Origin of the sequence: Litorivivens lipolytica (genome assembly GCF_014191715.1) — a bacterium.
Taxonomy (GTDB): Bacteria; Pseudomonadota; Gammaproteobacteria; order Pseudomonadales; family Spongiibacteraceae; genus Litorivivens; species Litorivivens lipolytica.
In genome coordinates this window covers 687,098-711,036 of sequence record NZ_JACHWY010000003.1, presented here as the reverse complement: position 1 = coordinate 711,036, position 23,939 = coordinate 687,098, and the positions used below count along the sequence as shown (strand labels likewise).

General features: G+C 57.9%; 22 protein-coding genes. 10 read left to right on the top strand and 12 right to left on the bottom strand.

Translation table 11 applies throughout. The features are described from left to right. Positions 1-36: 36 nt before the first annotated feature. Both pgeF and rluD read right to left on the bottom strand, forming a co-directional pair. On the bottom strand, positions 37-795 hold the full coding sequence (pgeF, locus tag FHR99_RS15475; protein ID WP_183411607.1) for a peptidoglycan editing factor PgeF: 759 nt from the start codon (positions 793-795) through the stop codon (positions 37-39). After that, on the bottom strand, positions 788-1,747 hold the full coding sequence (gene rluD, locus FHR99_RS15470) for a 23S rRNA pseudouridine(1911/1915/1917) synthase RluD (RefSeq protein WP_183411606.1): 960 nt from the start codon (positions 1,745-1,747) through the stop codon (positions 788-790). The genes pgeF and rluD overlap by 8 nt, the downstream gene beginning before the upstream one ends. Positions 1,748-1,853: 106 nt before the next feature. On the opposite strand from rluD, the gene FHR99_RS15465 reads away from it, so the two are divergent. Beyond that, positions 1,854-2,786 (top strand): outer membrane protein assembly factor BamD, encoded by a 933-nt coding sequence (locus tag FHR99_RS15465; RefSeq protein ID WP_183411605.1) that lies wholly within the window; start codon positions 1,854-1,856, stop codon positions 2,784-2,786. A gap of 51 nt (positions 2,787-2,837) precedes the next feature. On the opposite strand, the gene FHR99_RS15460 is transcribed toward FHR99_RS15465, so the two are convergent. Next, positions 2,838-4,454 (bottom strand): NAD+ synthase, encoded by a 1,617-nt coding sequence (locus FHR99_RS15460; protein ID WP_183411604.1) that lies wholly within the window; start codon positions 4,452-4,454, stop codon positions 2,838-2,840. Positions 4,455-4,565: 111 nt separating this feature from the next. Here FHR99_RS15460 and FHR99_RS15455 point away from each other — a divergent pair, with 111 nt between their 5' ends. Both FHR99_RS15455 and FHR99_RS15450 read left to right on the top strand, forming a co-directional pair. Next, entirely contained in the window at positions 4,566-6,155 is a 1,590-nt protein-coding gene (locus FHR99_RS15455; protein WP_183411603.1) for a sensor histidine kinase, read from the top strand. Next, entirely contained in the window at positions 6,155-7,507 is a 1,353-nt protein-coding gene (locus tag FHR99_RS15450) for a sigma-54-dependent transcriptional regulator (RefSeq protein ID WP_183411602.1), read from the top strand. Before FHR99_RS15455 ends, FHR99_RS15450 begins: the two co-directional genes overlap by 1 nt. A 75-nt stretch (positions 7,508-7,582) precedes the next feature. Here the strand turns inward: FHR99_RS15450 and FHR99_RS15445 are convergent, their stop codons facing one another. Continuing rightward, positions 7,583-8,125: a 2,4'-dihydroxyacetophenone dioxygenase family protein gene (locus tag FHR99_RS15445; RefSeq protein WP_183411601.1), complete on the bottom strand. Its 543-nt coding sequence runs from the start codon at positions 8,123-8,125 to the stop codon at positions 7,583-7,585. Between the two features lie 176 nt (positions 8,126-8,301). Between FHR99_RS15445 and FHR99_RS15440 the strand changes: the two genes are divergently transcribed. Beyond that, entirely contained in the window at positions 8,302-9,165 is an 864-nt protein-coding gene (locus FHR99_RS15440) for an acyl-CoA thioesterase (protein WP_183411600.1), read from the top strand. A 3-nt stretch (positions 9,166-9,168) separates the two neighbouring features. On the opposite strand, the gene FHR99_RS15435 is transcribed toward FHR99_RS15440, so the two are convergent. Then, on the bottom strand, positions 9,169-10,011 hold the full coding sequence (locus FHR99_RS15435; RefSeq protein ID WP_183411599.1) for an NAD-dependent epimerase/dehydratase family protein: 843 nt from the start codon (positions 10,009-10,011) through the stop codon (positions 9,169-9,171). Between the two features lie 73 nt (positions 10,012-10,084). Between FHR99_RS15435 and recG the strand changes: the two genes are divergently transcribed. Next, positions 10,085-12,151, top strand: a complete 2,067-nt coding sequence (recG, locus tag FHR99_RS15430) for an ATP-dependent DNA helicase RecG (RefSeq protein ID WP_183411598.1) — start codon at positions 10,085-10,087, stop codon at positions 12,149-12,151. Between the two features lie 166 nt (positions 12,152-12,317). Here the strand turns inward: recG and FHR99_RS15425 are convergent, their stop codons facing one another. The 4 genes from FHR99_RS15425 to FHR99_RS15410 all read right to left on the bottom strand — a co-directional run bounded on the left by FHR99_RS15425 (position 12,318) and on the right by FHR99_RS15410 (position 16,317). Then, positions 12,318-13,559, bottom strand: coding sequence for an ammonium transporter (locus tag FHR99_RS15425; protein WP_183411597.1), 1,242 nt, complete (start codon positions 13,557-13,559; stop codon positions 12,318-12,320). A 113-nt stretch (positions 13,560-13,672) separates the two neighbouring features. Then, on the bottom strand, positions 13,673-14,011 hold the full coding sequence (glnK, locus tag FHR99_RS15420; RefSeq protein WP_183411596.1) for a P-II family nitrogen regulator: 339 nt from the start codon (positions 14,009-14,011) through the stop codon (positions 13,673-13,675). Positions 14,012-14,111: 100 nt separating this feature from the next. Beyond that, complete coding sequence (locus FHR99_RS15415; RefSeq protein WP_183411595.1) at positions 14,112-14,846, bottom strand: TorF family putative porin; 735 nt, start codon at positions 14,844-14,846, stop codon at positions 14,112-14,114. 493 nt (positions 14,847-15,339) lie between these two features. Beyond that, positions 15,340-16,317, bottom strand: coding sequence for a hypothetical protein (locus tag FHR99_RS15410; RefSeq protein ID WP_183411594.1), 978 nt, complete (start codon positions 16,315-16,317; stop codon positions 15,340-15,342). 99 nt (positions 16,318-16,416) lie between these two features. On the opposite strand from FHR99_RS15410, the gene FHR99_RS15405 reads away from it, so the two are divergent. The 4 genes from FHR99_RS15405 (at position 16,417) to FHR99_RS15390 (ending at position 20,968) form a co-directional block, all read left to right on the top strand. After that, the gene (locus FHR99_RS15405) at positions 16,417-16,665 is read left to right on the top strand and encodes an accessory factor UbiK family protein (protein ID WP_183411593.1); all 249 of its coding nucleotides are present in this window, start codon (positions 16,417-16,419) and stop codon (positions 16,663-16,665) included. Between the two features lie 52 nt (positions 16,666-16,717). Further along, complete coding sequence (locus tag FHR99_RS15400; RefSeq protein WP_183411592.1) at positions 16,718-18,205, top strand: YifB family Mg chelatase-like AAA ATPase; 1,488 nt, start codon at positions 16,718-16,720, stop codon at positions 18,203-18,205. A gap of 118 nt (positions 18,206-18,323) precedes the next feature. Further along, positions 18,324-20,327: a DNA helicase Rep gene (rep, locus tag FHR99_RS15395; protein WP_183411591.1), complete on the top strand. Its 2,004-nt coding sequence runs from the start codon at positions 18,324-18,326 to the stop codon at positions 20,325-20,327. A gap of 176 nt (positions 20,328-20,503) precedes the next feature. After that, positions 20,504-20,968, top strand: coding sequence for a hypothetical protein (locus tag FHR99_RS15390; protein ID WP_183411590.1), 465 nt, complete (start codon positions 20,504-20,506; stop codon positions 20,966-20,968). A gap of 40 nt (positions 20,969-21,008) precedes the next feature. On the opposite strand, the gene FHR99_RS15385 is transcribed toward FHR99_RS15390, so the two are convergent. The 3 genes from FHR99_RS15385 to FHR99_RS15375 all read right to left on the bottom strand — a co-directional run bounded on the left by FHR99_RS15385 (position 21,009) and on the right by FHR99_RS15375 (position 23,055). Next, positions 21,009-21,923: a haloalkane dehalogenase gene (locus tag FHR99_RS15385; protein WP_183411589.1), complete on the bottom strand. Its 915-nt coding sequence runs from the start codon at positions 21,921-21,923 to the stop codon at positions 21,009-21,011. A gap of 53 nt (positions 21,924-21,976) precedes the next feature. Next, positions 21,977-22,606, bottom strand: coding sequence for a tRNA (guanosine(46)-N7)-methyltransferase TrmB (trmB, locus tag FHR99_RS15380; protein ID WP_221200542.1), 630 nt, complete (start codon positions 22,604-22,606; stop codon positions 21,977-21,979). A 77-nt stretch (positions 22,607-22,683) separates the two neighbouring features. Continuing rightward, entirely contained in the window at positions 22,684-23,055 is a 372-nt protein-coding gene (locus tag FHR99_RS15375) for a DUF423 domain-containing protein (protein WP_183411587.1), read from the bottom strand. Positions 23,056-23,149: 94 nt separating this feature from the next. Between FHR99_RS15375 and rsmD the strand changes: the two genes are divergently transcribed. Next, positions 23,150-23,731 carry a 16S rRNA (guanine(966)-N(2))-methyltransferase RsmD gene (gene rsmD / locus FHR99_RS15370; RefSeq protein WP_183411586.1) on the top strand — a complete coding sequence of 194 codons (582 nt, stop codon included), beginning with the start codon at positions 23,150-23,152 and terminating at the stop codon, positions 23,729-23,731. The last annotated feature ends 208 nt before the right edge of the window (positions 23,732-23,939 follow it).

Below are 23,939 nucleotides of genomic sequence, written 5' to 3'. Positions count from 1 at the left end.
TCACACAATCACTAAATGAGGGTAAACCCGCGAAATTCAAGGCAGGCGATAGATCAGGCTGGCAAAGCGACCGCAGGGATTGTGCTGGCGATAGGAATAAAAACGGGGGTCGTCGACGGTACATAAGCCACAATCAGACACCCGTGAAAGCCCCAGTGCGCGGAGCTGCAGCGCCGCCAGCGTGGCGAGATCGCAGAGAAATTTTCCGGGCTCACCTGCGGCACTAAAACAGTTTTCAATCTCAGCGCGGGAAGGCCCAACAAAGCGCTCAACGAAAGCCACGCGAACTTCCGCCCCGACTTCAAAGCGAGGCTGGCGAATACAGGGGCCGAGCCAGGCATGAAGGGTTTCGGGCTCAGCACGGAACTGCTTTACCGTATTGACCAAGACCCCATCCAGCAAACCGCGCCAGCCCGCATGGGCCGCAGCCACCTGCGACCCGGTTTCGTCACAAAACAGCACCGGCAAGCAGTCGGCAGTCAGTACCGCGCAGGCCAGCGCCGCGTGATCCGTCTCGGCGGCATCCGCCTCCGGCAGAGAGTTGCCGTCGGCGGTAATGCAGCGTGGGCTGTGAGTCTGATTCAACCACTGAATCTGCTCCAAGCCATCGCAGGCCTTCAGCAGGGATTTGCGATTCTGGGCAACGGCGGCACTGTCGTCTTCAACGTGAAGGGCCAGATTGAACTCGCCCCAAGGCCCCGTGCTGACGCCACCGTGACGGGTAGTACACAACGCACGAACCGTCGCCGGCGCGTCCCACTCCGGCGTAATCAACACCGGATGAGGCTCAGCCATTGCCATCTTCGCTGGCCAGCACGTCGCGCAGGCGTTGGAAGTCCGCCGGCAAATCGCTGTCCCAGCTCACCAAGTCCTCGGTACCGGGGTGGACCAACTCCAACCGGCGTGCGTGCAGGGCCTGACGACGGAAGGTTCGCAGGGTTTCGCTTAAGAGTTCACTGGCGCCTTTTGGCTGCCGCAGGCGACCGGCGTAGAGCTGGTCACCAATCAGCGGGTGCTTGATATGCGCCATATGCACGCGGATCTGATGGGTCCGCCCGGTCTCCAGCAGGCAGCGCACATGGGAGAAGTGGGTAAATCGCTCGATCAACCGGTAGTGGGTTACCGCCTCCTTGCCACCTGCGCGCACCACCGCCATTTTCTTGCGCTGCTGAGGGTGGCGCCCGATGGGCTCATCGACCTTGCCGCCGCCGGTCATGGCGCCGTAAACCAGCGCCTCGTATTCCCGGTGCACTTCCCGCGCCTGCAGCTGTTTGACCAGCGAGGTGTGAGCCTCGAGGGTTTTCGCCACCACCATTAGCCCGGAGGTGTCTTTATCCAAGCGGTGCACAATACCCGCCCGCGGCAGTTGGGCCAGCGCCGGGCAGTGTTCAATCAGCGCATTGACCAGCGTGCCATCCGCATGACCCGCTGCCGGATGCACCACCAGTCCCACCGGCTTGTTCAGCACCAGCAGGTGGTCATCTTCATAGTGCAGGCCAAAATCAATCTGCTGGGGCTGCCAATCACCTTCGTCCTGCAGTTCGGCCCCAATACGGATTTCCTCGCCACCGATAATGCGGTCCTTCGGGCGCAGCTGGGCACCATTAACCGTCAACTCCCCGGACTTGATCCAGCTCTGCAGGCGGGAGCGGGAATAATCGGGGAACAGCTGGGCGACAGCCTGGTCTAAACGCGAGCCCGCCAGCTCGTCCGGAATCACGGCGCTGAGGGCGATCGTATCGGGCATGAAACATCCTTTGCGGCCACGGCCGGCGCCTGCTTTAAGGCGCCGGGTGGCTGTGGTTAAATACGTCGCCTGAATTATCCACCGCTGAAACCGGGAATGCCACATTATGAGAGTTGTTAAACACGGTCTGTTGATCCTGCTGGTCGGCTTTCTTGCCGCCTGCGCCTCAGATCCGCAAAAAGAGGCAGAATCCTCGGAGAAGCAGATCTACGATCAAGCCCAGGAGCATATGGAAAACGGCAATTTCTCTCTTGCCGTGAAAAACCTGCAGCTGCTGGAATCCCGCTTTCCCTTCGGCCCCTACGCCGAACAGGCTCAGCTGGAGATCATCTACGCTCACTACCGCAGCCTGGAACCGGAAGCGGCAATTGCGGCGGCAGACCGCTTTATTCGCCTGCACCCCCAGCATCCGAGCGTAGACTACGCTTACTACATGCGCGGTCTGGCCAACTACACCGAAGGGCAGGGTCTGCTGGAGCGTTTCTTCCCTACCGATATGAGTCAGCGCGATCCCGGCGCGGCAATACAGGCCTTTGAAGATTTCCGCCAGATGCTGCAGCGCTTTCCCAACAGCCAGTACGCCCCGGATGCCCGTGCGCGTATGATTCACCTGCGCAACCGTCTGGCCCGCTATGAAATCAACGTCGCCAACTACTACTTCAAGCGCAAGGCCTATCTGGCCGCCGCCAACCGCGGCCGCTACGTGGTAGAAAACATGCCCCAGACCTCAGCCGTGCCCGACGCACTGGCAGTCATGGTGCAGGCTTACCTGCTGCTGGGTATGGATGATCTGGCCGAGCGCTCACTGACCGTGCTGCGCAGCAATTTCCCGAAACACCCGGCGCTGGATGAAAACGGCAACTTCAACTCACAGGTGGGTCTGGATCAGGAGCGCTCCTGGCTGAACAAGGCCACGCTGGGGCTGGTGGATCGCTACGAGCCACCCAAGTTTGATAACCGCCCGGTGTTTGTTCCCGGCGAAGGTGAGAAAGACGTCAGCCGTGACGATCGCAAGCCGCCGAAGATGCGGCCTCGCTAGGATTCAGTTCTGTTGAAATAAAAACGGGCGCCCTCTGCGCCCGTTTTTGTTTTAGACCCCCGCCTTCCAGCGATTGGTGATCGGATAGCGCCGGTCACGCCCAAAGCCGCGCTCGGTAATACGCGGCCCAATCGCCGCCTGCCGCCGCTTGTATTCATTGATATCCACCAGTCGCACCACGCGCTCCACCTGCTCGCGCTCAAAGCCCATGGCGATAATCGCTTCGGCGCTCTGATCGTGCTCAATGTAGTGTTCAAGAATTTCATCCAGCACCTCGTAAGGCGGCAGCGAGTCTTCATCTTTCTGATCTGGCGCCAGTTCGGCCGAGGGCGGGCGATCAATCACCCGCTGCGGGATCGCCGGCGACAGGGTATTGCGGTAGCGCGACAGGGCAAACACGCGCTGCTTGGAGACATCTTTCAGCACATCAAAACCGCCGGCCATATCACCGTAAAGCGTGCAATAACCCACCGCCATCTCGCTTTTGTTACCGGTGGTCAGCACCAGATAGCCCTTTTTGTTTGAGATGGCCATCAGCAGCACACCGCGAATCCGGGCCTGCATGTTTTCTTCGGTGGTGTCGCGTTTGAGGCCCGCAAACTCGTCGGCCAGCGCTTCAGAAAATGCATCAAACATTGGCTCTATCGGCATCACCTTGTAGGTCACACCCAAGGTTTTGGCTTCAGCAGCAGCATCCTCCAGGCTCATGCTGGAGGTGTATTTAAAGGGCATCATCACCGCTTCAACCCGCTCGGCACCGAGTGCATCCACCGCAACCGCCAGGGTCAGTGCAGAATCAATCCCGCCCGATAAACCGAGCACCACGCCTTTGAAACCGTTTTTGTTCACGTAGTCGCGCACACCGACCACCAGCGCGTCGTAAATGGTGGCCAGTTCCTCAGCGATAGGCGCGATATCATTTGCCAGCGGCTCGCCATCACGCAGCGTGATCAACGACAGAGATTCTTTAAGAGGGTGGGCGCGCGCCTTTAATTCGCCGTCAGACGACAAGGCAAAGGAGCCACCGTCAAACACCAACTCGTCCTGCGCGCCGACCTGATTCACATACAGCACAGGAACTCTATTTTCGCGGCAGCGTTCCGCTACCACCGCTTCGCGCTCTGCTTGCTTGCCCACATGGTAAGGCGAGGCATTGAGATTGAGGATCACCTCGGCGCCCGCGGCAACAGCTTTCGCCGCCGGTTCAGGTGACCAGATATCTTCACAGATCGTGATACCAAAGCGGGTACCGCCAAGCTCAAACACTGCCGCCTCACTGCCGGCCGCGAAATAACGAACCTCATCAAATACCCGATAATTCGGCAGGCGGTGTTTGCGGTAGAGCACCTCAACCTTGCCGTCACGCAGCAGGGCTGCCGCGTTATAGAGCTTGCCGTCTGCATGAAGGGGCAGACCGACCAACAGGGCGATATCGCGACTCGTCGCTGCCAGCGTTTCCAGCGCGGCCGCCACGCGGATTTCCAGGCTCGGGCGAAGCAAGAGATCTTCTGGTGGGTAACCGGTCAGGGCCAGCTCCGGGAACATCACCAAGTGCGCACCGCTCGCGGCCGCCTCTCGTGCGGCCTGCGCAATGCGCTCGGTATTCCCCGCAATATCGCCCACCACCGGGTTGATCTGCGCCATGGCTATGCTTACGTCAGCGCTCATGCCTGCTCCGCTCTGCGTGTGAAAGAGAGGCCGCATTCTACCAGAAGCCGTGCGTCGCATCCCGCCCACAGAGCAGGTACACTGCGCTCACCACCGGCTCAACAGACCACCATGCTGCCTGCCACAGAAAATCGCCAGAACTGGGCACTGCTCATCATTTACTCCGGGTATCGCGCCTTGCTGGCCATGATACTCGCCACCCTGTACCTGCTGACCGCCGACGACCCGGTTATCGGTAAACACCAGCCCCTGTTATTTCTCAGCGTATCGGGTTTTTATACAGCCTACGCTATCGGTTTATTGCTCTATCAACTATTCAGCAGTCGAATCGGCAATGCTACGCAGGTCTTTACCAGCCTGCTGATCGATATTCTGACGCTGGCGCTGATTCACTACAGCTCGGCCGATGAGACCACCGGCATCGCTCTGCTGGTCCTGCCGGCCATCGCAGCCGGCAATATGCTGCTGACCGCGAGACTCGGCTTTCTGCTGTCGGCAATGGCCTCGATCGCGGTCATTGCCGACAGCGTCTATCGGGTGACTTACGAAGCTCAACCCAGCGCCGAGTTCTTTGACGCCGGCCTGATGGGCATGGCGTTTTTTACCACCAGCATCGTGGTGCAGTACCTGACCCAACGCATTATCGCCACTCAAGCCCTGGTGCAGGCGCGCGAGGCTGACGTGCAGCAACTGCTGCATATCAGCGAGCGCATCGTTCAGAACATGCGCACTGGCATTCTCGTGGTCGATGCTGAAGGCGTGATCCGCCTGATCAACCAATCCGCCGCAGAGCTCCTCAAAGTTCGCTTTATCAGTCAGAGCATGCCGCAGCTGGCACCGCGCTCGCTGTTGGAGCTGCTGCGACAGGAACGGCGCCAGAATACTCAGTTTCGACATGAGGAATCGGGCCGACTGCTGCAGATCAGCCGCACGGAATTGAAAGCTGGCGACAGTGAAAATACCTTGCTGTTTATCGAAGACGTCAGCCAGATGGCGCAGCAGGCCCAGCAGCTCAAGCTCGCCTCGCTCGGTCAGTTTACCGCCAGCATCGCCCATGAAATCCGCAACCCCCTGGGCGCCATCAGTCACGCCGCTCAACTACTGGCCGAATCCGAAAGCCTCGACAGCACCGACCGCCGGTTGATCAATATCGTCACCCAGCAGTCGGCGCGCATGAACAGCATTATTGAAAATATTCTGCAGCTGTCGCGGCGAGACAATCCCAAACCAGAACCTTTTAACCTGAGGGAATGGCTCGACACGTTTTGTCATGACTACAGTGCTATTACCCCGGACCCGGCAGATTTCAACATCACCGCCATCGGTGGTCGCTTTACGGTTAATGTCGACGACGACCAGCTGCACCAGATTCTAACCATCATCGTCGACAACGGCCTGCGCCACAGCGCGGAAGCCACCGGCAAGCGACAACTGGAGCTGCAGGTGATTGACGACAAAGAACAACCCGGCCCCATTCTGAATATTATCGACGATGGCCCCGGGGTCAGCACAGAAAACCGGGACCGGATTTTCGAACCCTTTTTCACCACCGAGAGCAGCGGCACCGGTCTCGGCCTCTATATCTGCAAGGAACTCTGCGACGCCAACCAGATTCAACTGACCTGGCAGCCAACCGATGACGGCAAGAGCTGCTTTCGCTTATCCTTCAGCCACCCCCAGAAACGCCACGTAATAGACTGATGAACCCACAAAAGCCCATCCTGATCATCGACGACGAGCCAGACATTCGCGAGTTGCTGGAGCTGACCCTGATGCGCATGGGCTACCACACCCATAGTGCAGACTCCCTGGCCAGCGCCTTTCGCCTGCTCGACAGTCAGCACTTCGCCCTGTGCCTGACAGACATGAAACTGCCGGACGGCAGCGGCCTGGATATCATCCGCAACCTGCAGGAGCGCCCGGAAGAAACCCCGGTCGCCGTCATCACCGCGTTTGGCAGCGTGGATCTGGCAACGGAGTCCTTAAAAGCCGGCGCCTTTGATTTTATTTCCAAACCGATTGATCTCGACCGCCTGCGCAACCTCGTGCGCAACGCCGTGAGCCTGGACGACAAACCCGCCGCCGACAGCGTGGGCGACGATACCCGACAGTTGATCGGCGAAACCGACAATATGGTGGCACTGCGTCGGCAGATCGCCAAACTGTCGCGCAGTCAGGCGCCGGTTTACATCAGCGGTGAATCCGGCAGCGGCAAGGAAGTTGTCGCCCGCTTGATACACGCCAGCGGGCCACGCGCGGATGCACCTTTTGTTCCCGTTAACTGCGGTGCGATTCCTTCAGAGTTGATGGAAAGCGAATTTTTCGGCCACGTAAAAGGCAGCTTTACCGGCGCCCACAATGACAAGGCAGGGCTGTTTGAATCCGCTGACGGCGGCACACTTTTTCTCGATGAAATTGCCGACCTGCCACTGAACATGCAGGTCAAGCTGCTGCGCGCCATTCAGAACAAAAGCGTCCGACCGGTGGGCGCCAATCGTGAAATCCCGGTCGATGTGCGACTGCTCAGCGCGACCCACAAGGATCTGGCGACGCAAGTGGAGAAGGGCCACTTCCGCACGGACCTGTTCTATCGCATCAATGTGATTGAAGTAAAAGTGCCGAGCCTGCGTGAACGGGTAGAGGATATTCCCCTGCTGGCCAACGCCATCCTCAACCGCCTATCGGCCGAGTGGGGCATGAAAACACCCCAACTGGATGCCAGCGCACAAACCGCCCTCAGCAGCTACCCCTTCCCGGGTAACGTGCGCGAGCTGGAGAATATCCTGGAGCGCGCCGTGACCCTCTGTGACGACGACACAATAACCGCGGGCGATCTGCAACTTCCCGACACCGGAACAACGCCCTCCACCAATCCCGCAAAAGGCATTGAAGCGGCGTTTGGAGATCTGGAAGGCTACCTGCAGGATATTGAGCGCGCCGCCATTGAAGCGGCACTGGCGAAAAGTCACGGCAATAAAACCGAAGCGGCGGAACTGCTGGGTTTATCCTTCCGCCAGTTCCGCTACCGCGCGAAGAAGATTCTGGAAGACTGAAGTTATCTCGTCATTGCGAAGAACGAAGCAATCTCCTGAATGTGGCACCCACATCACAAGATTGCCGCGCCGACCTTATTTCTTATAAGGCTGTTCGCCATTCACAATCAGTTTGCTACAGTCCTCACCCATAGCATCGCAGTACTTGGTGTAGCCATCGAGCACCGAATGCGCATCCAGCACTGCCGTGATATTGCCCTCGGCATCCATATTGATATTGGCGCCATAAATTGCAAACCATACTTCGGTGGGCTCTTTTTGCCCTTCCGGCACCATCAGGGTATGGACCGAACCGGCGGGCTCAAAGAGGTAAGATCCGGGCTTGTTAACCTCATCCGGATACTCTTTGTAATACCATTCGCCCTTCAGCGTCACCGCGAAAACCGAACCCGTATGGTAGTGCTTGTCGATGGCAAAGCCGGGCATAAAGCGGTTTTTGACTACCCACAGCCCCTGATTCAGATCCACCTGCAGCAGCTGGGTCTGGCTACCATCGGGTGACATCAACCAGGGCAGATCGTTTTCTTCCAGCAGCAGGGTATCGCTCGCCCCCACCGTCGGAATAATCGGCCGATTCTCAAAATCCTTGATCAAGGCTTCGATTTTTTCCTGATCCATTGTGCTCTCCCGCTATGTTGAAAAAGGTCAGCCTACTGCCCGCCACGCCGCCAGACCATGAACAATTCTCCACGCACCAACATCGGCTGTTATGGCGGGCATACATCGCCGATTCAGTACCGGCATCGGCTATACTGCCCGGGCAATTGCAGGAAGAAAAGTTACAAGGAATGCCCATGAATCAGGCGCTGAACCAACTCGTTGATGTTCTCAAGCTGGAAAAGCTCGATGAAAACCTCTATCGCGGCCAGAGCGAGGTCACCGACTGGGGCCGGGTTTACGGCGGACAGGTTATCGGTCAGGCACTGTCGGCGGCCAAGCAGCAGGTGCCCGCCGATCGCGAGATTCATTCACTGCACAGCTACTTTCTGCGCCCAGGTGACTCCACTTTACCTATCATTTTTGAAGTGGAAACCACACTGGATGCCGGCACCATCTCCAACCGCCGCGTCAAGGCCATGCAGAAAGGCCAGCCCATCTGCTTTATGACCTGCTCCTTTCAAATTCCACTGAAGGGCTTCGAGCACGAAGCCGATATGCCCGACATGCCGGCACCCGAGGAGATCGAGAGCGGACTGGCGATTATCGAAGACAATATCAAACGCAGCCCGGAAGACTGGCTGCCCAAGTTTTCCGCCCTGCGCGCCATTGATTTCCGGCTGGTCGAAAAACAAAACCTGCTGCGCCCCACCAAACTGCCGCCCAAGTGGCACCTGTGGATGCGCGCTAACGGTTCACTGCCCGCAGAAACGCAAATTCACCAATACACCCTGGCCTACGCCTCGGACTTCCTGTTTCTGGCGGCAGCGACTCAGCCCCATGAAGTCTCGTTCTTTACCGAGAATATGCGCATGGCCACCATCGACCACAGCATCTGGTTCCACCGCCCCTTCGATTTCAATGACTGGCTGCTCTACGCCATCGATAGCCCCAGCGCCTCTAACGGTCGAGGCTTTGTGCGCGGCCAGATTTTTGATCGGCAGGGCCGGCTGGTCGCCAGCACCGCTCAGGAAGGGATTATGCGGATGAAGAGCCAGTAGCGTTTAACGCTCTAATACCGCCGCATAACCTTGCTGGTAATCCGGGTAGCGGAAGGTAAAACCACTGTCTTTTAATCGCTGATTATTGCCGCGCTTGCTGCCCGCCATATGCCTGTAACCGGGGTCGCACTCGTAGGACACACCTAACTGCGCGGCCAGCCACTGGTGTACCTCAGCAATCGGCGCGGGATTGTCGTCCACCGCCAGATAACAGTCTGCCAGTGGCTTGCCCGCTTCAACACACTCAATAAAGTGCTTTAACACCGCCACGCAGTCATCGCGATGAATCCGGTTACTGAAATGCTCGGGCTCAGGCGGCGCACACCGCCCCTCGCGCACCCGCTCTGCCAAGCGCAGCGAATCGCCGCCGTAGATACCGCCATAGCGCACAACCGTTGTAGGCAAAGCAGACTCGGCAAGTAATTTTTCAGCCGCCAGAACGGACTGGCCGCTGAAGCTGGTGGGCTCGGTCACGCTGTTTTCATCAACGACCGAACCGTCGTTCTGGTGATAGACGCTGGTGCTGGAGGTAAACAGCAGGCGCTTCAGTCGGCTTGCATTCAGATTCCGCAAAATGGCCGCCAAGCCCTGCTCGAAAACCGCCTTATAAGCCTCCGCGCTACGCTCACCCGGCGTCAGTGTCACAACCACATAATCCGCCGCAATCTCACTCAGGGCGTTGAGTGATGTGCTGTCGCGAAAATCCAGTCCCAGCGGCTCAAAGCCTTTGGGCAGTTTTTCGACGGAGCGACGAGCGCCCACCACACGCCAGCCCTGAGTCAGAAATTCCTGGCCCAGCGCGGAACCCAGTTGTCCGCAGCCAATTAACAGCAGTGTTTTTTCCATGCCTCGCCTGTCGTTACCTTGCAAAAGACCGTTACAATACGTGAGCGCAGACCAATAGAGAAGGAGACCCTGCGTGACGGATCTGCAGGCCATCACCGTCGACCAGCTCAAGGGCGTTGGCCCCCGGCTGCGCGAAAAGCTCAATAAATACGGCGTTTTTACTGCGCAGGATCTGCTATTCCACCTGCCCCTGCGCTATCAGGATCGCACCAAGATCACGCCCATCGGCGCGCTGCAGCTCGGCGTAGACGCCGTGATTGAAGGCGAAGTTCAAGTGGCTGATATCGCCTTTGGCAAACGCCGCAGCTTGATCTGTAAGGTGCAGGACGGCACCGGCCTCGTAACGCTTCGCTTCTTTCATTTTTCCGGCGCACAGAAAAATCAGCTCGCAAAAGGCGTACGCATTCGCTGCTACGGCGAACCGCGGCGCGGCAGCGCGGGGCTGGAGCTCTACCATCCGGAATACCAGCTGCTCGACGAACAGCAAGCGGTTGAGCTCGACGACCGACTCACTCCTGTTTACCCCAGCACCGACGGCATCGGCCAAAATGTGTGGCGCAAGCTCTGTCAGCAGGCGTTAACCCTGCTCGACAAACATCCGGTTACCGAGCTGATCAGCCAGCACGAGCTGGCGCGCTTCCCCCTTAGCGATGCCCTGCGCTATCTGCACCAACCGCCCAGCAAGGCACGGCTGTCACTGATGCGCGAAGGACTGCACCCGGCCCAGCGCCGTCTCGCCTTCGAAGAACTGCTGGCCCACAACCTCGCCATGCTGAAAACCCGCGAACAGACACAGGCCCGGGGTGCGGTACCCATGGCCGAAAGTCGACAACTGCAGAATGCTTTTCTTAAGCAATTGGGTTTTAAACTGACCGACGCGCAGCAGCGGGTCAGTGACGAGATAGCGGCGGACTTAATACTGCCAAGACCGATGCTGCGACTGGTACAAGGTGATGTAGGTAGCGGCAAAACCGTGGTGGCCGGCATGGCGGCTTTGCAGGCCATTGAACAGGGTTTTCAGGTGGCCTTGATGGCGCCCACGGAAATCCTCGCAGAGCAGCACTACCTCAATTTCAGTCAATGGTTCGACTCCCTCGGCATCAAGGTCGGCTGGCTGGTTGGCAAACTCAAAGGCAAGGCGAGGCAAAAGGCGCTGGTGGAGATTGCCAGTGGCGAAGCGCAGCTGGTGGTCGGCACCCATGCCCTGTTTCAGGATGAGGTCGCCTATCAACGGCTTGGGCTGGCGATAATCGACGAGCAGCATCGCTTTGGCGTGCATCAGCGACTTGCCCTGACGCAAAAAACGCGGCCTGAAGATGGTTCGCCTCACCAATTGGTGATGACCGCAACGCCGATTCCGCGAACTCTGGCGATGACTGCCTACGCCGATCTCGACACCTCCATCATCGACGAACTGCCGCCCGGGCGAACGCCAGTCAATACCGTCGTCATCGACAACGCGCGGCGCGCCCAGATTATCGAGCGCATTGCCCATGTCTGCGCCAAAGGTCAGCAGGTGTATTGGGTGTGCACGTTGATTGAAGAGTCGGAAGCCTTGCAGGCACAGGCGGCGGAAGCAGCCTTTGAAGAACTCAAAACGGCACTCCCCCAATTACAGATCGCACTGGTCCACGGCCGCCAGAAGTCACAGGAAAAGGCCGATATCATGACGGCCTTTAAAGCGGGCGAGACACAACTGCTGGTCGCCACCACCGTGATTGAAGTTGGGGTCGACGTGCCCAATGCCAGCTTGATGGTGATTGAAAACGCCGAACGCCTTGGGCTTTCACAATTACATCAGTTACGCGGCCGAGTCGGGCGCGGCGCTCTCGAAAGTCATTGTGTGCTGCTCTACCAATCGCCCCTGTCGCGAACCGGCAAGGAGCGACTGCGCGCCCTGCGCGAATCTACCGATGGTTTTTATATTGCCGAAAAAGATTTGATGCTGCGCGGGCCCGGCGAAGTGTTAGGCACTCGCCAAACCGGATTAATGCAATTTCGTATTGCCGATCTGCAGCGCGATGGTGATTTGCTTGAGGATGTTAAACAGGTTGCTGGCAAGGTCTCAGCCGACGACAACTTAAGCGATGCACTCATACAGCGCTGGCTGGGGGATCGCACCGACTACGCTGTTGTTTAAATCCCCCTCACCCTGTCCCTCTCCCAGTGGGAGAGGGTACCTTTCGGTCGAGTTTGACGCGCGTGTCGATTTGCTCCCTCTCCCTTCGGGAGAGGGCTGGGGTGAGGGGAACCAGAAACAAAAAAGGCGCCCGAAGGCGCCTTGGCATTCACCAGCAGGGGGAGACTTATTGCTGGGTGAATTCGGGGTAGGCTTCCATGCCACACTCGGACAGATCCACGCCTTCGTACTCTTCTTCTTCCGTGACGCGGATTCCGATAACCGCTTTGATGATCGCCCAGGTCACCATGCTGGCTACGAATACCCAGCCAAAGATGGTGGCCGCACCGATCAGCTGACCAGAGAAGCTTGAGCCGTCGTTGGTAACCGGTACCAGCAGCAGACCCAGCAGACCGACAACACCGTGGACAGAGATCGCACCAACCGGATCATCGATTTTCAGCTTGTCCAGAGTCACGATGGAGAATACAACCAGTACGCCACCCAGACCACCGAACAGAGTCGCTTGCAGCGCAGTCGGGGTTGAAGGCTCAGCCGTGATGGCAACCAGACCAGCCAGGGCGCCGTTCAGGGCCATAGTGAGGTCGGCCTTGCCGAACATGATGCGAGCTACTGCCAGTGCACCGATCAGACCACCGGCCGCTGCGGCGTTAGTGTTCATGAACACAACCGCTACAGAGTTGGCGCTTTCAACGCTGGACGTTGCCAGCACCGAACCACCGTTGAAGCCGAACCAGCCCAGCCACAGGATAAAAGTACCCAGAGTCGCCAGCGGCAGGTTAGCACCGGGGATCGCGTTAACTTGACCGTCTTTGCCGTATTTGCCTTTACGGGCACCCAGCAGAATCACACCAGCCAGGGCTGCGGCAGCACCTGCCATGTGTACGATGCCGGAACCAGCAAAGTCAGAGAAGCCCAGGTCGCCCAGCGTGTACAGTCCGAATACCGGCATACCGCCCCAGGTCCAGGCACCTTCCATCGGATAGATAACACCGGTCATGACGACTGCGAAAGCCAGGAAGGCCCACAGTTTCATACGCTCGGCAACTGCACCGGAGACAATCGACATCGCCGTCGCAACAAACACGACCTGGAAGAAGAAGTCAGAAGAAGGCGCGTAGGTCGCGGGCTCTTCAGCACCGGCCACACCGTCACCGACGATACCGTCGAGGAACAGGGTCAGCTCGCCGCCGCCGTACATGATGGAGTAGCCGCAGATCATGTACATGGTACAGGCGATCGCAAACAGGGCTACGTTTTTGGTAAGGATCTCGGTGGTGTTCTTGGAACGCACCAGACCGGCTTCGAGCATGGCAAAACCGGCCGCCATCCACATTACCAGCGCACCGCACACCAAAAAGTAAAAGGTGTCGAGTGCGTACTGCAGTTCAAATATTTGATTTTCCATGATTAAATAAACCTCGCAGGCTTGTTGGGGGTTCCGGCCTTCTGCCAAAGTCCGAATCCGTACCGGCCCAACTCTTTATGAGTGAAAACCGGCAATGAGCTTGCCCCTAATTCTTAAATCGCTTCTTCGCCGGTCTCGCCCGTACGAATACGGATGACCTGCTCTAGCGCGGAAACGAAAATCTTGCCGTCACCGATCTTGCCGGTATTGGCGGATTTACTGATGGCTTCAAGCGTTTGCTCGACGGAACCGTCGGCAACCGCCACTTCGAGTTTTACCTTCGGCAGGAAATCAACAACGTACTCCGCGCCGCGATACAATTCGGTGTGACCTTTCTGACGGCCAAAGCCTTTCACTTCGGTGACGGTAATGCCCTGTACACCGATATCTGAAAGCGCCTCGCGCACATCATCAAGTTTGAAGGGTTTGATAATGGCTGTTATCAGTTTCATGAGACAAATCTCCTCTACACGGTGCATGGCAACCCATACACACCCGGTTCGAAACTGGTTAGGTTAAATCCGGCCGGCGAAGTGCCGGCCGGGATGGTACTTACTTGATAGGCAGGCTGAGGGTTACAACAAACAGCGCGTCGTCATCAAGGGTGTAGTTCAGACCTTTGGCAGTGCTGCCTACAGTGGCTTTCTTGCCCAAGAGTTCGTCGTCAGCATCTACGATCTTGCTCACAGTGAAGCTCAGGTTGTCATTGAAAGCGTAAGTCAGATCCAGGTGCATGTAGTCGTTGTCGTGCTCCGCACCTTGCTCTTCTTCACCGTCAGCCATACCCAGCAGGGCAGAAAATTGTCCCATGCTGTAAGACAGAGTGGTGTAGGTGAAGCCGTCATCCGACAGTGCATTGAAGCCGTTGTTGCCGGTTACGTTGTCGTAGTAGTACAGCTCGGCACCCGCAAAGCTCAGGCCGAGGTAGGCTTCAGTCAGATCGCTCAACCAGCTATCAAACTGGTTCGCGCCAGGGTAGTAGTAGTTCAGCAGACCAACGTCTACACCCAGATCACCGAAGCTTCCGCTCCAGCCAGCAAAGGTGTCGATTTCACCACCGTTGCCTGCTGCGCTCGAAGCCCAGACACCCGCGTACAAACCAGAGCTGTGGCTGTAGACCAGATCGCCAGATACGGCGCCGTCACCAGCGTTCTGATCCACGCCACGGAATACATAGATGTTGGAAACGGCAACGCTGGCTTCCAGTTCTGCCATAGCAGGAGTGGACCCCAGAGCAATCGCTGCTGCAGCAGCGCTTGTAGCCAGTACAGTTTTGACTTTCTTCATGTGTGTTTCTCCACGTTTGGTTTTTTAATGTGCTAGCACTTACGGCGAGCCTTTGTTGTGACCCGATATAGCATAGCTCGTGCCAACTTAAAGTTTTCTCAATATTTTCAATGCGTTATTGAGAATCCCGCCGAAACAGGGGAAATCTGCCCTCGAACAGCATGGCCAATTTAGGTGCATTTCTCCCCTGACGCACCAAGTTAGAACAAAAGGCAAGTGAAATCTAGACAAAACCTGAGAAAGTTTTATTAAGATAATGAAATATATAGATTTTATGGCTAATTTCAGAGGAGAGAAACCTACGGCAGCCCGAGGACCACCTAAGAGGCTGGCCGCAAATGTAGCACCGGGCCAGATGTGCGCACCACATCGGTGCGCTTTGAAGATTCAGTCAGTTAGCTGTAACGCTCAGTCCCTGAATTGCGGCTCCTGTTCTTGCTCTGTTTATTGTTATGAGCGCCTGTTCTTTTAGAAACTGCCAGGACGATTGCTGTTAGGGCTGCGCCTTCTGCTCCAGTGCCCGAAGCCTCTTCTCGAGAGCCTCGATACGCTGTTCCAGCTGCTTAAGGCGCGATGTGGGTTCTACTCTAGCGCCAACCGCTGGTGCGCGCAAACTTTGAGCAGCGCCATCCAGCTGCACGATAGGGTTGCGGGACGGACCACTTTCACCACTGGCCCCTTTATCACCCACTGCACCGGCTTCACCGCCCGCCAGCCATTTTTTATTGCCGCCAAAGCTGCCCTTCATATAACGGCCTTCAACGCCACCACCACCGACACCGCCGCTGCCTCCTTTGCCCCCTTCACCACCGGCAGAGGACAGTTTCATGGCACGCAGGATATCGGTGGTATCAAGGGACCCGAGCGGGCGATACACCAAGGTGAGGTCACCCGCGGCACCGCCCGGCCCGCCGGTACCACCGGCGCCGCCATCACCGCCCGCGCCACCGCGACACTTATTGATATCCCCACCATGCTGACCGGCACCGCCGACACCGCCGGCACCACCGGCACCACCGTCAGTTGCCACAGTAAGCGACCCGATCTCCGCGATACCCAGGCTGAGGGACAGGTTCACCCCTGAACCGCCCATTCCGCCCTGGCCACCCGCGAGACCATTTTTACCATCGTCACAAACCCTGGCCGGCTCGGTGAAACCCTCGCCCGGCGCTCCCGGCTCGCCGCTCGCACCGCGGCCATCAATCACCACATCGCGGCCAATACGGGCACGCTTTACTGACAGCGCCCAGTTCTCTACGTTGTCGGCAAATTCAATCCGGGCACCGTCACCGATCGTCAGCTGATCCAGCGTAACTTTCTGCTCGGACGTGATCAGCCAAGTTTCGCCCGCCGCTACCGTTTTCTGTTGCGCTATGGCCGGCGCCGCTATCAAAGGCGCTGCCAGCAAGGAGGCTACCGCCGCCGATACCCGGAGCGCGCCGCGCAGTTCTGTCACAACTGTCTTGATCACCTGTTTACCCCATCGCTCTACATTGGCGCTCAATGTACGCTAAACTGCGCATCGAAAACAGGCAGACCACTCACGCAGACAACACGCCACAGGAAGCTCATGTCCCGATTGGAAATGATTGAACAACTGGTACAACAGGCCAGCCGTCTCGCCGGTGAAGCGCCGCAGGATATTGAAGCGAAACTGCGCGTATTGGTTCAGGGCGCCCTGTCGCGTATGGATCTGGTTACCCGCGATGAATTTGACGCTCAGGCCGCGGTGCTGCTGCGTACACGGGAAAAACTGCAATCACTGGAACAACAACTGTCAGAGTTACAGGCACTGGTCGACGCTGACAACAAACAATAAAGAACACGGCCTTTCCGCAGGATAGGAAAGGTCATACACCAAGGATGGCCCCATGCACTTTGCTCTGGTTTACAGTCGTGCCCGCATTGGTATCGATGCCCCCCTGATTACCATCGAAGTTCATCTCTCCAACGGTTTACCCGCCTTCAATATTGTCGGCTTGCCGGAAGCCTCCGTTCGCGAAAGCCGCGAGCGCGTGCGCTCAGCCCTGCTTAACGCAGGCTTTGAATTTCCCGCCCGGCGCATGACCGTTAATCTCGCCCCCGCCGATATCCCGAAAGAGGGCAGCCGCTTTGACTTGCCCATTGCCATCGGCATTCTCGCCGCCAGCGATCAGCTCAAATGCGAGGCACTGGATCACTTTGAGTTTATCGGCGAGTTGGGTCTGACCAGTGAACTGAGGCGCATCGACGCCAGCCTGCCCGCCGCCATGCAATGTGAAAGCGCCGGTCGCAAACTGATTCTGCCCACGGCCAACGCGGCTGAAATCCAGCACTTTGTCAGCGCAACCCTGCGCGCCGTCGACAACCTCGGCCAAACCGTGGCCCTGCTGCAGGGGGAAGCCGACCCGAGCACCATTCCCGAGCGCACCGAAACGGAAAACGGTAGCACAGGAGATTTTGCGGACATCATCGGTCAGCACGGCGCCAAGCGGGCTCTGGAAATCGCCGCCGCTGGTGCTCACAATCTCTTGTTCAGCGGACCGCCCGGCACTGGCAAAACTCTGATTGCCTCGCGCCTGCCGTCCATCCTGCCACCGCTAACGCGGCAGGAACTGCTGGAATCCAGCGCCATTCATTCGGTCGCGGGAAACCCCGTCAATTACCGCGCGAACCGCCCCTTCCGCTCACCTCATCACACCGCCTCGGCGGTGTCGCTGGTCGGCGGTGGCAGTCACGCCTGTCCCGGCGAAGTCTCGCTTGCCCACGGCGGCGTGCTGTTTCTCGATGAATTGCCGGAGTATCCGCGCAAAGTCCTGGACGTGCTGCGTGAACCATTGGAAGCCGGTGAAATCACCATCGCCCGCGCCAATCGCAAAATCCGATACCCTGCTCGATTCCAGTTGCTGGCTGCAATGAACCCCTGCCCCTGCGGCTATCACAACGATCCGCTCCACGAATGCCGCTGCACACCTGATCAGGTGCGGCGTTATCGCAATCGCATTTCCGGGCCGCTGCTGGATCGCATTGATTTATTTGTCCACGTACCGCGCTTGCCGCCCGGCAGCCTGCAGAATACTACTCAAGAAGAATCCTCCGAGCTCATCGCCTCGCGGGTGAGCGCAGCCAGAGAGCGGCAGTTTCAGCGCGCAGGCTGCTGCAATGCCCAGCTCGACGCCAGCGGTCTGCGAGAATTTTGCCCACTCGATTCGAACAGTCGTGATTTGCTGGGCAAGGCCGAAGCCCGACTCGGGCTATCTCCCCGCGCTCAACATCGCATCATCAAGGTGGCGCGCACACTGGCCGATCTGGAAGGTGCCGCATCCATCAGCCTCAAACATCTGAGCGAAGCCCTCACCTACCGCCAGATGCCAGCCTGAACAGCAGACAAAATTCAAGCGGCGACAGCCCGGAAGGGCTGCTGCTAGAATGCCCGTTTTCAGAACACCGCTTCGCGAGCCCGGCTCGCGAACAGAAACACCGGACCCGCAAACTGACGTGAGCCAACTTAACCCCCGCCAACGCGAAGCCGTTCACTACATCGACGGCCCCCTGCTGGTACTCGCCGGTGCCGGCAGCGGCAAGACCAGCGTGATTACGCGCAAGATCGCCTACCTGGTGGACAAGTGTGGTATCGACGCCAAGTACATCACCGCCGTGACCTTTACCAACAAGGCGGCGCGGGAGATGCGCGAACGAATCACCAGCCTGCTGCCCGGCGGTTCCGGCAAGGGGCTGAATATCTCGACCTTTCACACTCTCGGCTTGAATATTCTGCGCAGCGAATACAAAACCCTGGGTTACAAATCCGGTTTTTCAATTTTTGATCAGCAGGACTGCCAGGCCTTGTTGAAGGATCTCTTAATTCAGCAGCACGGCAGCGACGGAGATCAGGTCGATCATATTCAGCGCACCATTTCCGATTGGAAAAACGATCTGATCGAACCGGAACAGGCCATCGCCAATGCCGAGGGCCCGGCAGATATTCTCTGCTCACAAGCCTACCTGCGCTACCAGCAGGCGCTGAAAGCCTATAACGCGCTGGATTTCGACGACCTCATTTTGCTGCCGGTAAAACTGCTCCGGGACTACCCGGAGGTGCTGGAAAAATGGCAGCAGAAAGTGCGCTACATGCTGGTGGACGAGTATCAGGATACCAACGGCGCCCAGTATGAATTGGTGAAGAAACTCGTCGGCGTGCGCGCTGCGCTGACCGTTGTGGGCGACGATGACCAATCCATTTACGCCTGGCGCGGTGCCCGGCCGGAAAACCTTGGCCAGCTGCAACAGGACTACCCCCATCTCAAAATCGTCAAACTGGAACAGAACTACCGCTCCACCGCCCGCATTCTGAAGGCAGCCAACACGGTCATCGCCAATAATCCTCACCTCTTCGACAAGGCCCTGTGGAGTGAGCTGGGCTACGGCGATCCCATTCGGGTGATCAAATGCCCGAATGAAGACGCCGAATGCGAACGCGTGGTCACAGAGATACTCGATCACAAACTGCGCAGCGCCACCCGCTTCGGTGACTATGCAGTGCTGTATCGCGGCAACCACCAAGCGAGACTGCTAGAACTGAAATTGCAGGCCCACCAGGTGCCGTATAAACTCAGCGGCGGCACTTCCTTTTTCGCGCGCAACGAAATCAAGGATGTGATGGCCTACCTACGCCTGCTCATCAACCCGGACGACGACAATGCCTTTCTGCGCATTGTGAACGTGCCCCGCCGCAAGATTGGCACCAGCACCTTGGAGGCACTCGGCCGTTACGCCACCAAGCGCGGCGTAGCTATGTACAGCGCCTGTGAAGAACTCGGTTTGGAATCGCACTTGCCCGCCGCCGGCGTGCAGCGCCTGCGCGAATTTACCCAGTGGCTGGAGAGGCTGCGGCGCCGTTGCTACGAAGACGATCCGATCGAAGCCATCCGCCAATTGTTGCGCGATATCGATTATCTGGATTGGCTGATGCAAAACAGCTCGTCGCCGGCCGTAGCCGAAAAACGTATGGCCAATGTGTTTGTGCTGGTCGACTCTCTCAAAAAGAGTTTGGATAAAGACGACGATACCGATATCGAAGGCGCCATAACGAAACTGGTATTGCGCGATATGCTGGAACGTCAGGAGGACGAACAGGAAAGTGCCGATCAGGTGCAGCTGATGACCCTGCACGCCTCCAAGGGACTCGAGTATCCCCACGTTTACGTAATCGGTATGGAAGAAGGTATTCTGCCTCACCAGAATAGTCTCGACGCCGACACCATCGACGAAGAAAGACGGCTCTGCTACGTGGGCATTACTCGCGCCAAGCGCACCCTGACGCTGACCTACTGCGCCAAGCGAAAATCCTTTGGCGAAATGCAGACTTGCGACCCCAGCCGCTTTCTCAGCGAATTGCCGCAAGAAGACCTGGAGTGGGAAGGCCGGGGTGACGCTTCCCCCGAAGCCAATCAGAAACGCGGCAACGAAACGCTGGCCAGCCTGAAAAACCTTTTTGGTTAACACGCTTTCCTAAACGACTGAATTCGAAGGTTTTTCACTAACTCTCTAGGTCAGTCGCGAAGGCAAGAGCAAAAGCAAGCCCAAAACTGCGCACAATTTCCTCGCCTTTCCTCACTCACGGCGCGACAGTGATTCCTGCACGATGCAAGTTTGCAACGGCCAAGGGGGGCGCAATTATGGTTATCACTGAACTAGGCATCACTCCCGCCTCCAGCCGGCGGGATCTCTTTCTTTTCCAAGTCGATGCGTACTTTCTGGAGCGACGCTGGCGTTGCGACCGGGATTTTTGCGAGCGCTGGTGGGGCGAGAGTTTGCGTCACTGGTTTGAATTCGATCGCAACCACCAGCCGCGGGCTTTTATTGCTGGCACCATGGATATGTGCATCAACGGCACGATTTCCATTCGTCATGGGCGGCACCGGGCACGCTGGCTGCTGCAGCTGGGCCTCGACAAAATCCCGCTCTATGTCGATGAAACCAGCGCCGGCCGCCTGCTGCGCGACGGCGCCGGTGAACCCGCGCTCGAGGATTACTCGCTCAGCCTTAACAGGCGACTACTGCCGAAAGGCCAGCCACTGATCGATGTCGCCTCGTTTCCAGCGAGCATTGAACAACCGCGGCGATACGCGACTAGGCGTTGAGCCTTGCAGTAAAATCCGTGAACGGTACTTTTTCCGTCCGTTAGACACGCGCGTTAGCGGCGATAAAGTCGTTCACCACCGCCGCCAGCGCCTCGCCCTGATCTTCCTGCAGAAAGTGGCCGCCCTGCTTGATGGTAGTGTGAGCTTGACCCTGAGTACCCGGCACCAGCTTCTGAAAAACTTTGTCGCCACCGGCGGTAATCGGATCTGAATCACTGAACGCCGTGAGAAACGGCTTATCCCAACGCTTCAACACCTCCCAGGCAGCTTTGTTGTCGGCGCTGGCGGGATCATCCGGCGAGGTGGGCACCAACAGAGGGAACTGCCGGGCACCGGCTTTGTAACTCTCATCGGGAAAAGGCGCGTCGTAGCCGGCAACCACCTCAGGCGGCAACTCACAGGTCACGGCACCAGCAATGATCTTGCCCACTGGAAATTCCGGCACGTCCTGGGAAAATTTCTGCCAGGCGATAAAGGCTTCACCGGGGGCCTGATCGCCCGTCGGCAGCATGGTATTGGCCGCCACCGCACGGGCAAAACGATCCGGCCGGCTGGCTAGCAAACGCAGACCAATCAGGCCGCCCCAGTCCTGACAAACCAGCGTGACGTTTTCCAGATTCAGTTGATCAAAGGCCGACTCAATCCACGTCACATGGCGGGCATAGGTGTAGTCGCTGCGTTCGGCCGGCTTGTCAGAGCGACCGAATCCGATCAGATCCGGCGCGATCACCCGGTGACCGGCCTGCACCAGAGGCGGAATCATTTTCCGGTAAAGATAAGACCAGCTCGGCTCGCCGTGCATCAGAAGCACTGGGTCTGCGCCCTTCGGGCCTTCATCCAGATAGTGGAGTCTCAACTCGCCACCCTCGCCGTCATCAACAGAGAGATAGTTAGGCGCAAAGTCGTAGCCCGGCAGGTTGTCGAAACATTCGTCGGGCGTTCTCAGGACTTTCATAGGGTGCTCCTCTTACTGTTATTATCGAATGGCTGCATTACACAGTGACCCGCTTATACCGTTTGGTAAAGCAGATCCCACACACCGTGACCGAGGCGCTGGCCACGTTGCTCAAACTTGGTTAGCGGACGCCACTCAGGGCGCGGCGAAAACTGACCTTGGCCTGCTTGATTGCGATAACCTGGCGCGGCTTCCATCACCTCCAGCATATGCTCGGCGTAGTTTTCCCAGTCCGTCGCCAGATGCAGCACACCACCCGCCTTCAGCTTGCGGCGCAAAAGCGCTACAAAACCCGGTTGAATCAAACGGCGCTTGTGATGCTTTTTCTTGTGCCAGGGATCGGGAAAGTAAACTTGCACCCGGCTCAGAGCGCCATCGGGAATGCATTGCTCCAGCACCTCTACCGCATCATCGCAGTAGGCGCGCACATTGCTCAGTTCCGCTTCGCCCATCCCCATGAGCAGGCGGCCGACGCCGGGTTTGTGCACCTCGACGCCGATAAAATCCTTATCGGATTCGCGCTCGGCCATCTCCAGCAGGGACTGCCCCATACCAAAGCCAATCTCAAACACCAGCGGCGCGCTGCGGCCGAATACTGTTTCAGGAGAAATCATTCCGTCAGCCAGTTGCAGGCCTGCCTGCGGCCAATAGTGCTCAAAGGCCAACTCCTGCCCTTTGGTCATACGGCCGGTACGCAAAACAAAGCTGCGGATGCGGCGCAGTGGGCGGCTCAGTTCATTGTCATTCGTAAAATCGTCAGTCACGACAGCCCCTTGATCGCCGCAAAGGCCAGACACGCCCAGCCCGCCAACAGGCACAAGCCGCCAATGGGCGTGATCGCCCCCAGAATCTTGATACCGCTAAGCGCCAGCGCATAAAGACCACAGCTGAAAATCACCGTACCCACCAAAAACAGAATGCCACTGAGTTTCAGCCCCTGCACACCGTTTACCATCAGCACTGACACAGCCAGCAGTGCAAGCGTGTGATAGAAATGATACTGCACAGCCGTTTCGTACACGGCCAGCATGTCGGCGCTGAGTTTTGATTTCAGCGCGTGAGCGCCGAAAGCCCCCAGCGCGACAGCGAGAAACCCACTGACCGCCGCAGCGGCGAGGAAGAACTGGCCCATAAAAACATTACCCTTCACAATACGCAGGCCGAACCATTCGCCCGGCCCCACAGGCCGTGCAGTTTACCAAGTCAGGTCAGAGGAATCAGCGCTCATGCGCAAGCCATCCCGAAACAAAGCACCCATCGAAGGCACGATTCGCATTATTGGCGGCGAATGGCGCGGCCGAAAACTGCATTTTCCCGCAAGCGACGGCCTGCGTCCCACCGGTGATCGAGTGCGCGAAACCCTCTTTAACTGGCTGGCACCGCATATTGAAGGTGCACGTTGCCTCGATGCCTTTGCCGGCAGCGGCGCGCTCGGCCTTGAGGCCCTGTCGCGCGGCGCCGCGCACTGCCATTTTCTCGACCCGCAACGGGAAGTCAGCACCGCCCTGCAGCGCAATCTCGAACTGCTGAAAGCAGTCGGTGGCACGGTCGTTCCCTCATCGGCTCTCGACTGGCTGACGCGCTGTGATGAAACCTTTGACGTCATTTTCCTCGACCCGCCCTTTGCCAGCGACTTCTATACCCCCGCCCTGCACACCATTATCGAACGCGGCCTGCTGGCGGATACCGGCTGGCTCTATGTGGAAAGCGATCGCAAGCGCTCTGTCACCCTGCCGCAGGAGCTGAGCGTGTATCGCGACAAAACTGCCGGCCAGACCCGCTACCAGTTGCTGCAATATTCACACTGATCATCCACTTGCGCTGGCTATAACGTAGTCGTAACAATTCTGAAAAATTCGGAAACCCGTTCATATGGCCAAGCGAACTACCGCGGCGATGACACGGTGTGCCCACTGGCTGCTGACGCTCGCCGTCTGCACACCGACATTTTCATCGGCGAATTGCGATCCTGACACGAGCCCTCAGGCAAGGCCCTGCAGGGCGTCGGTTTTTGTC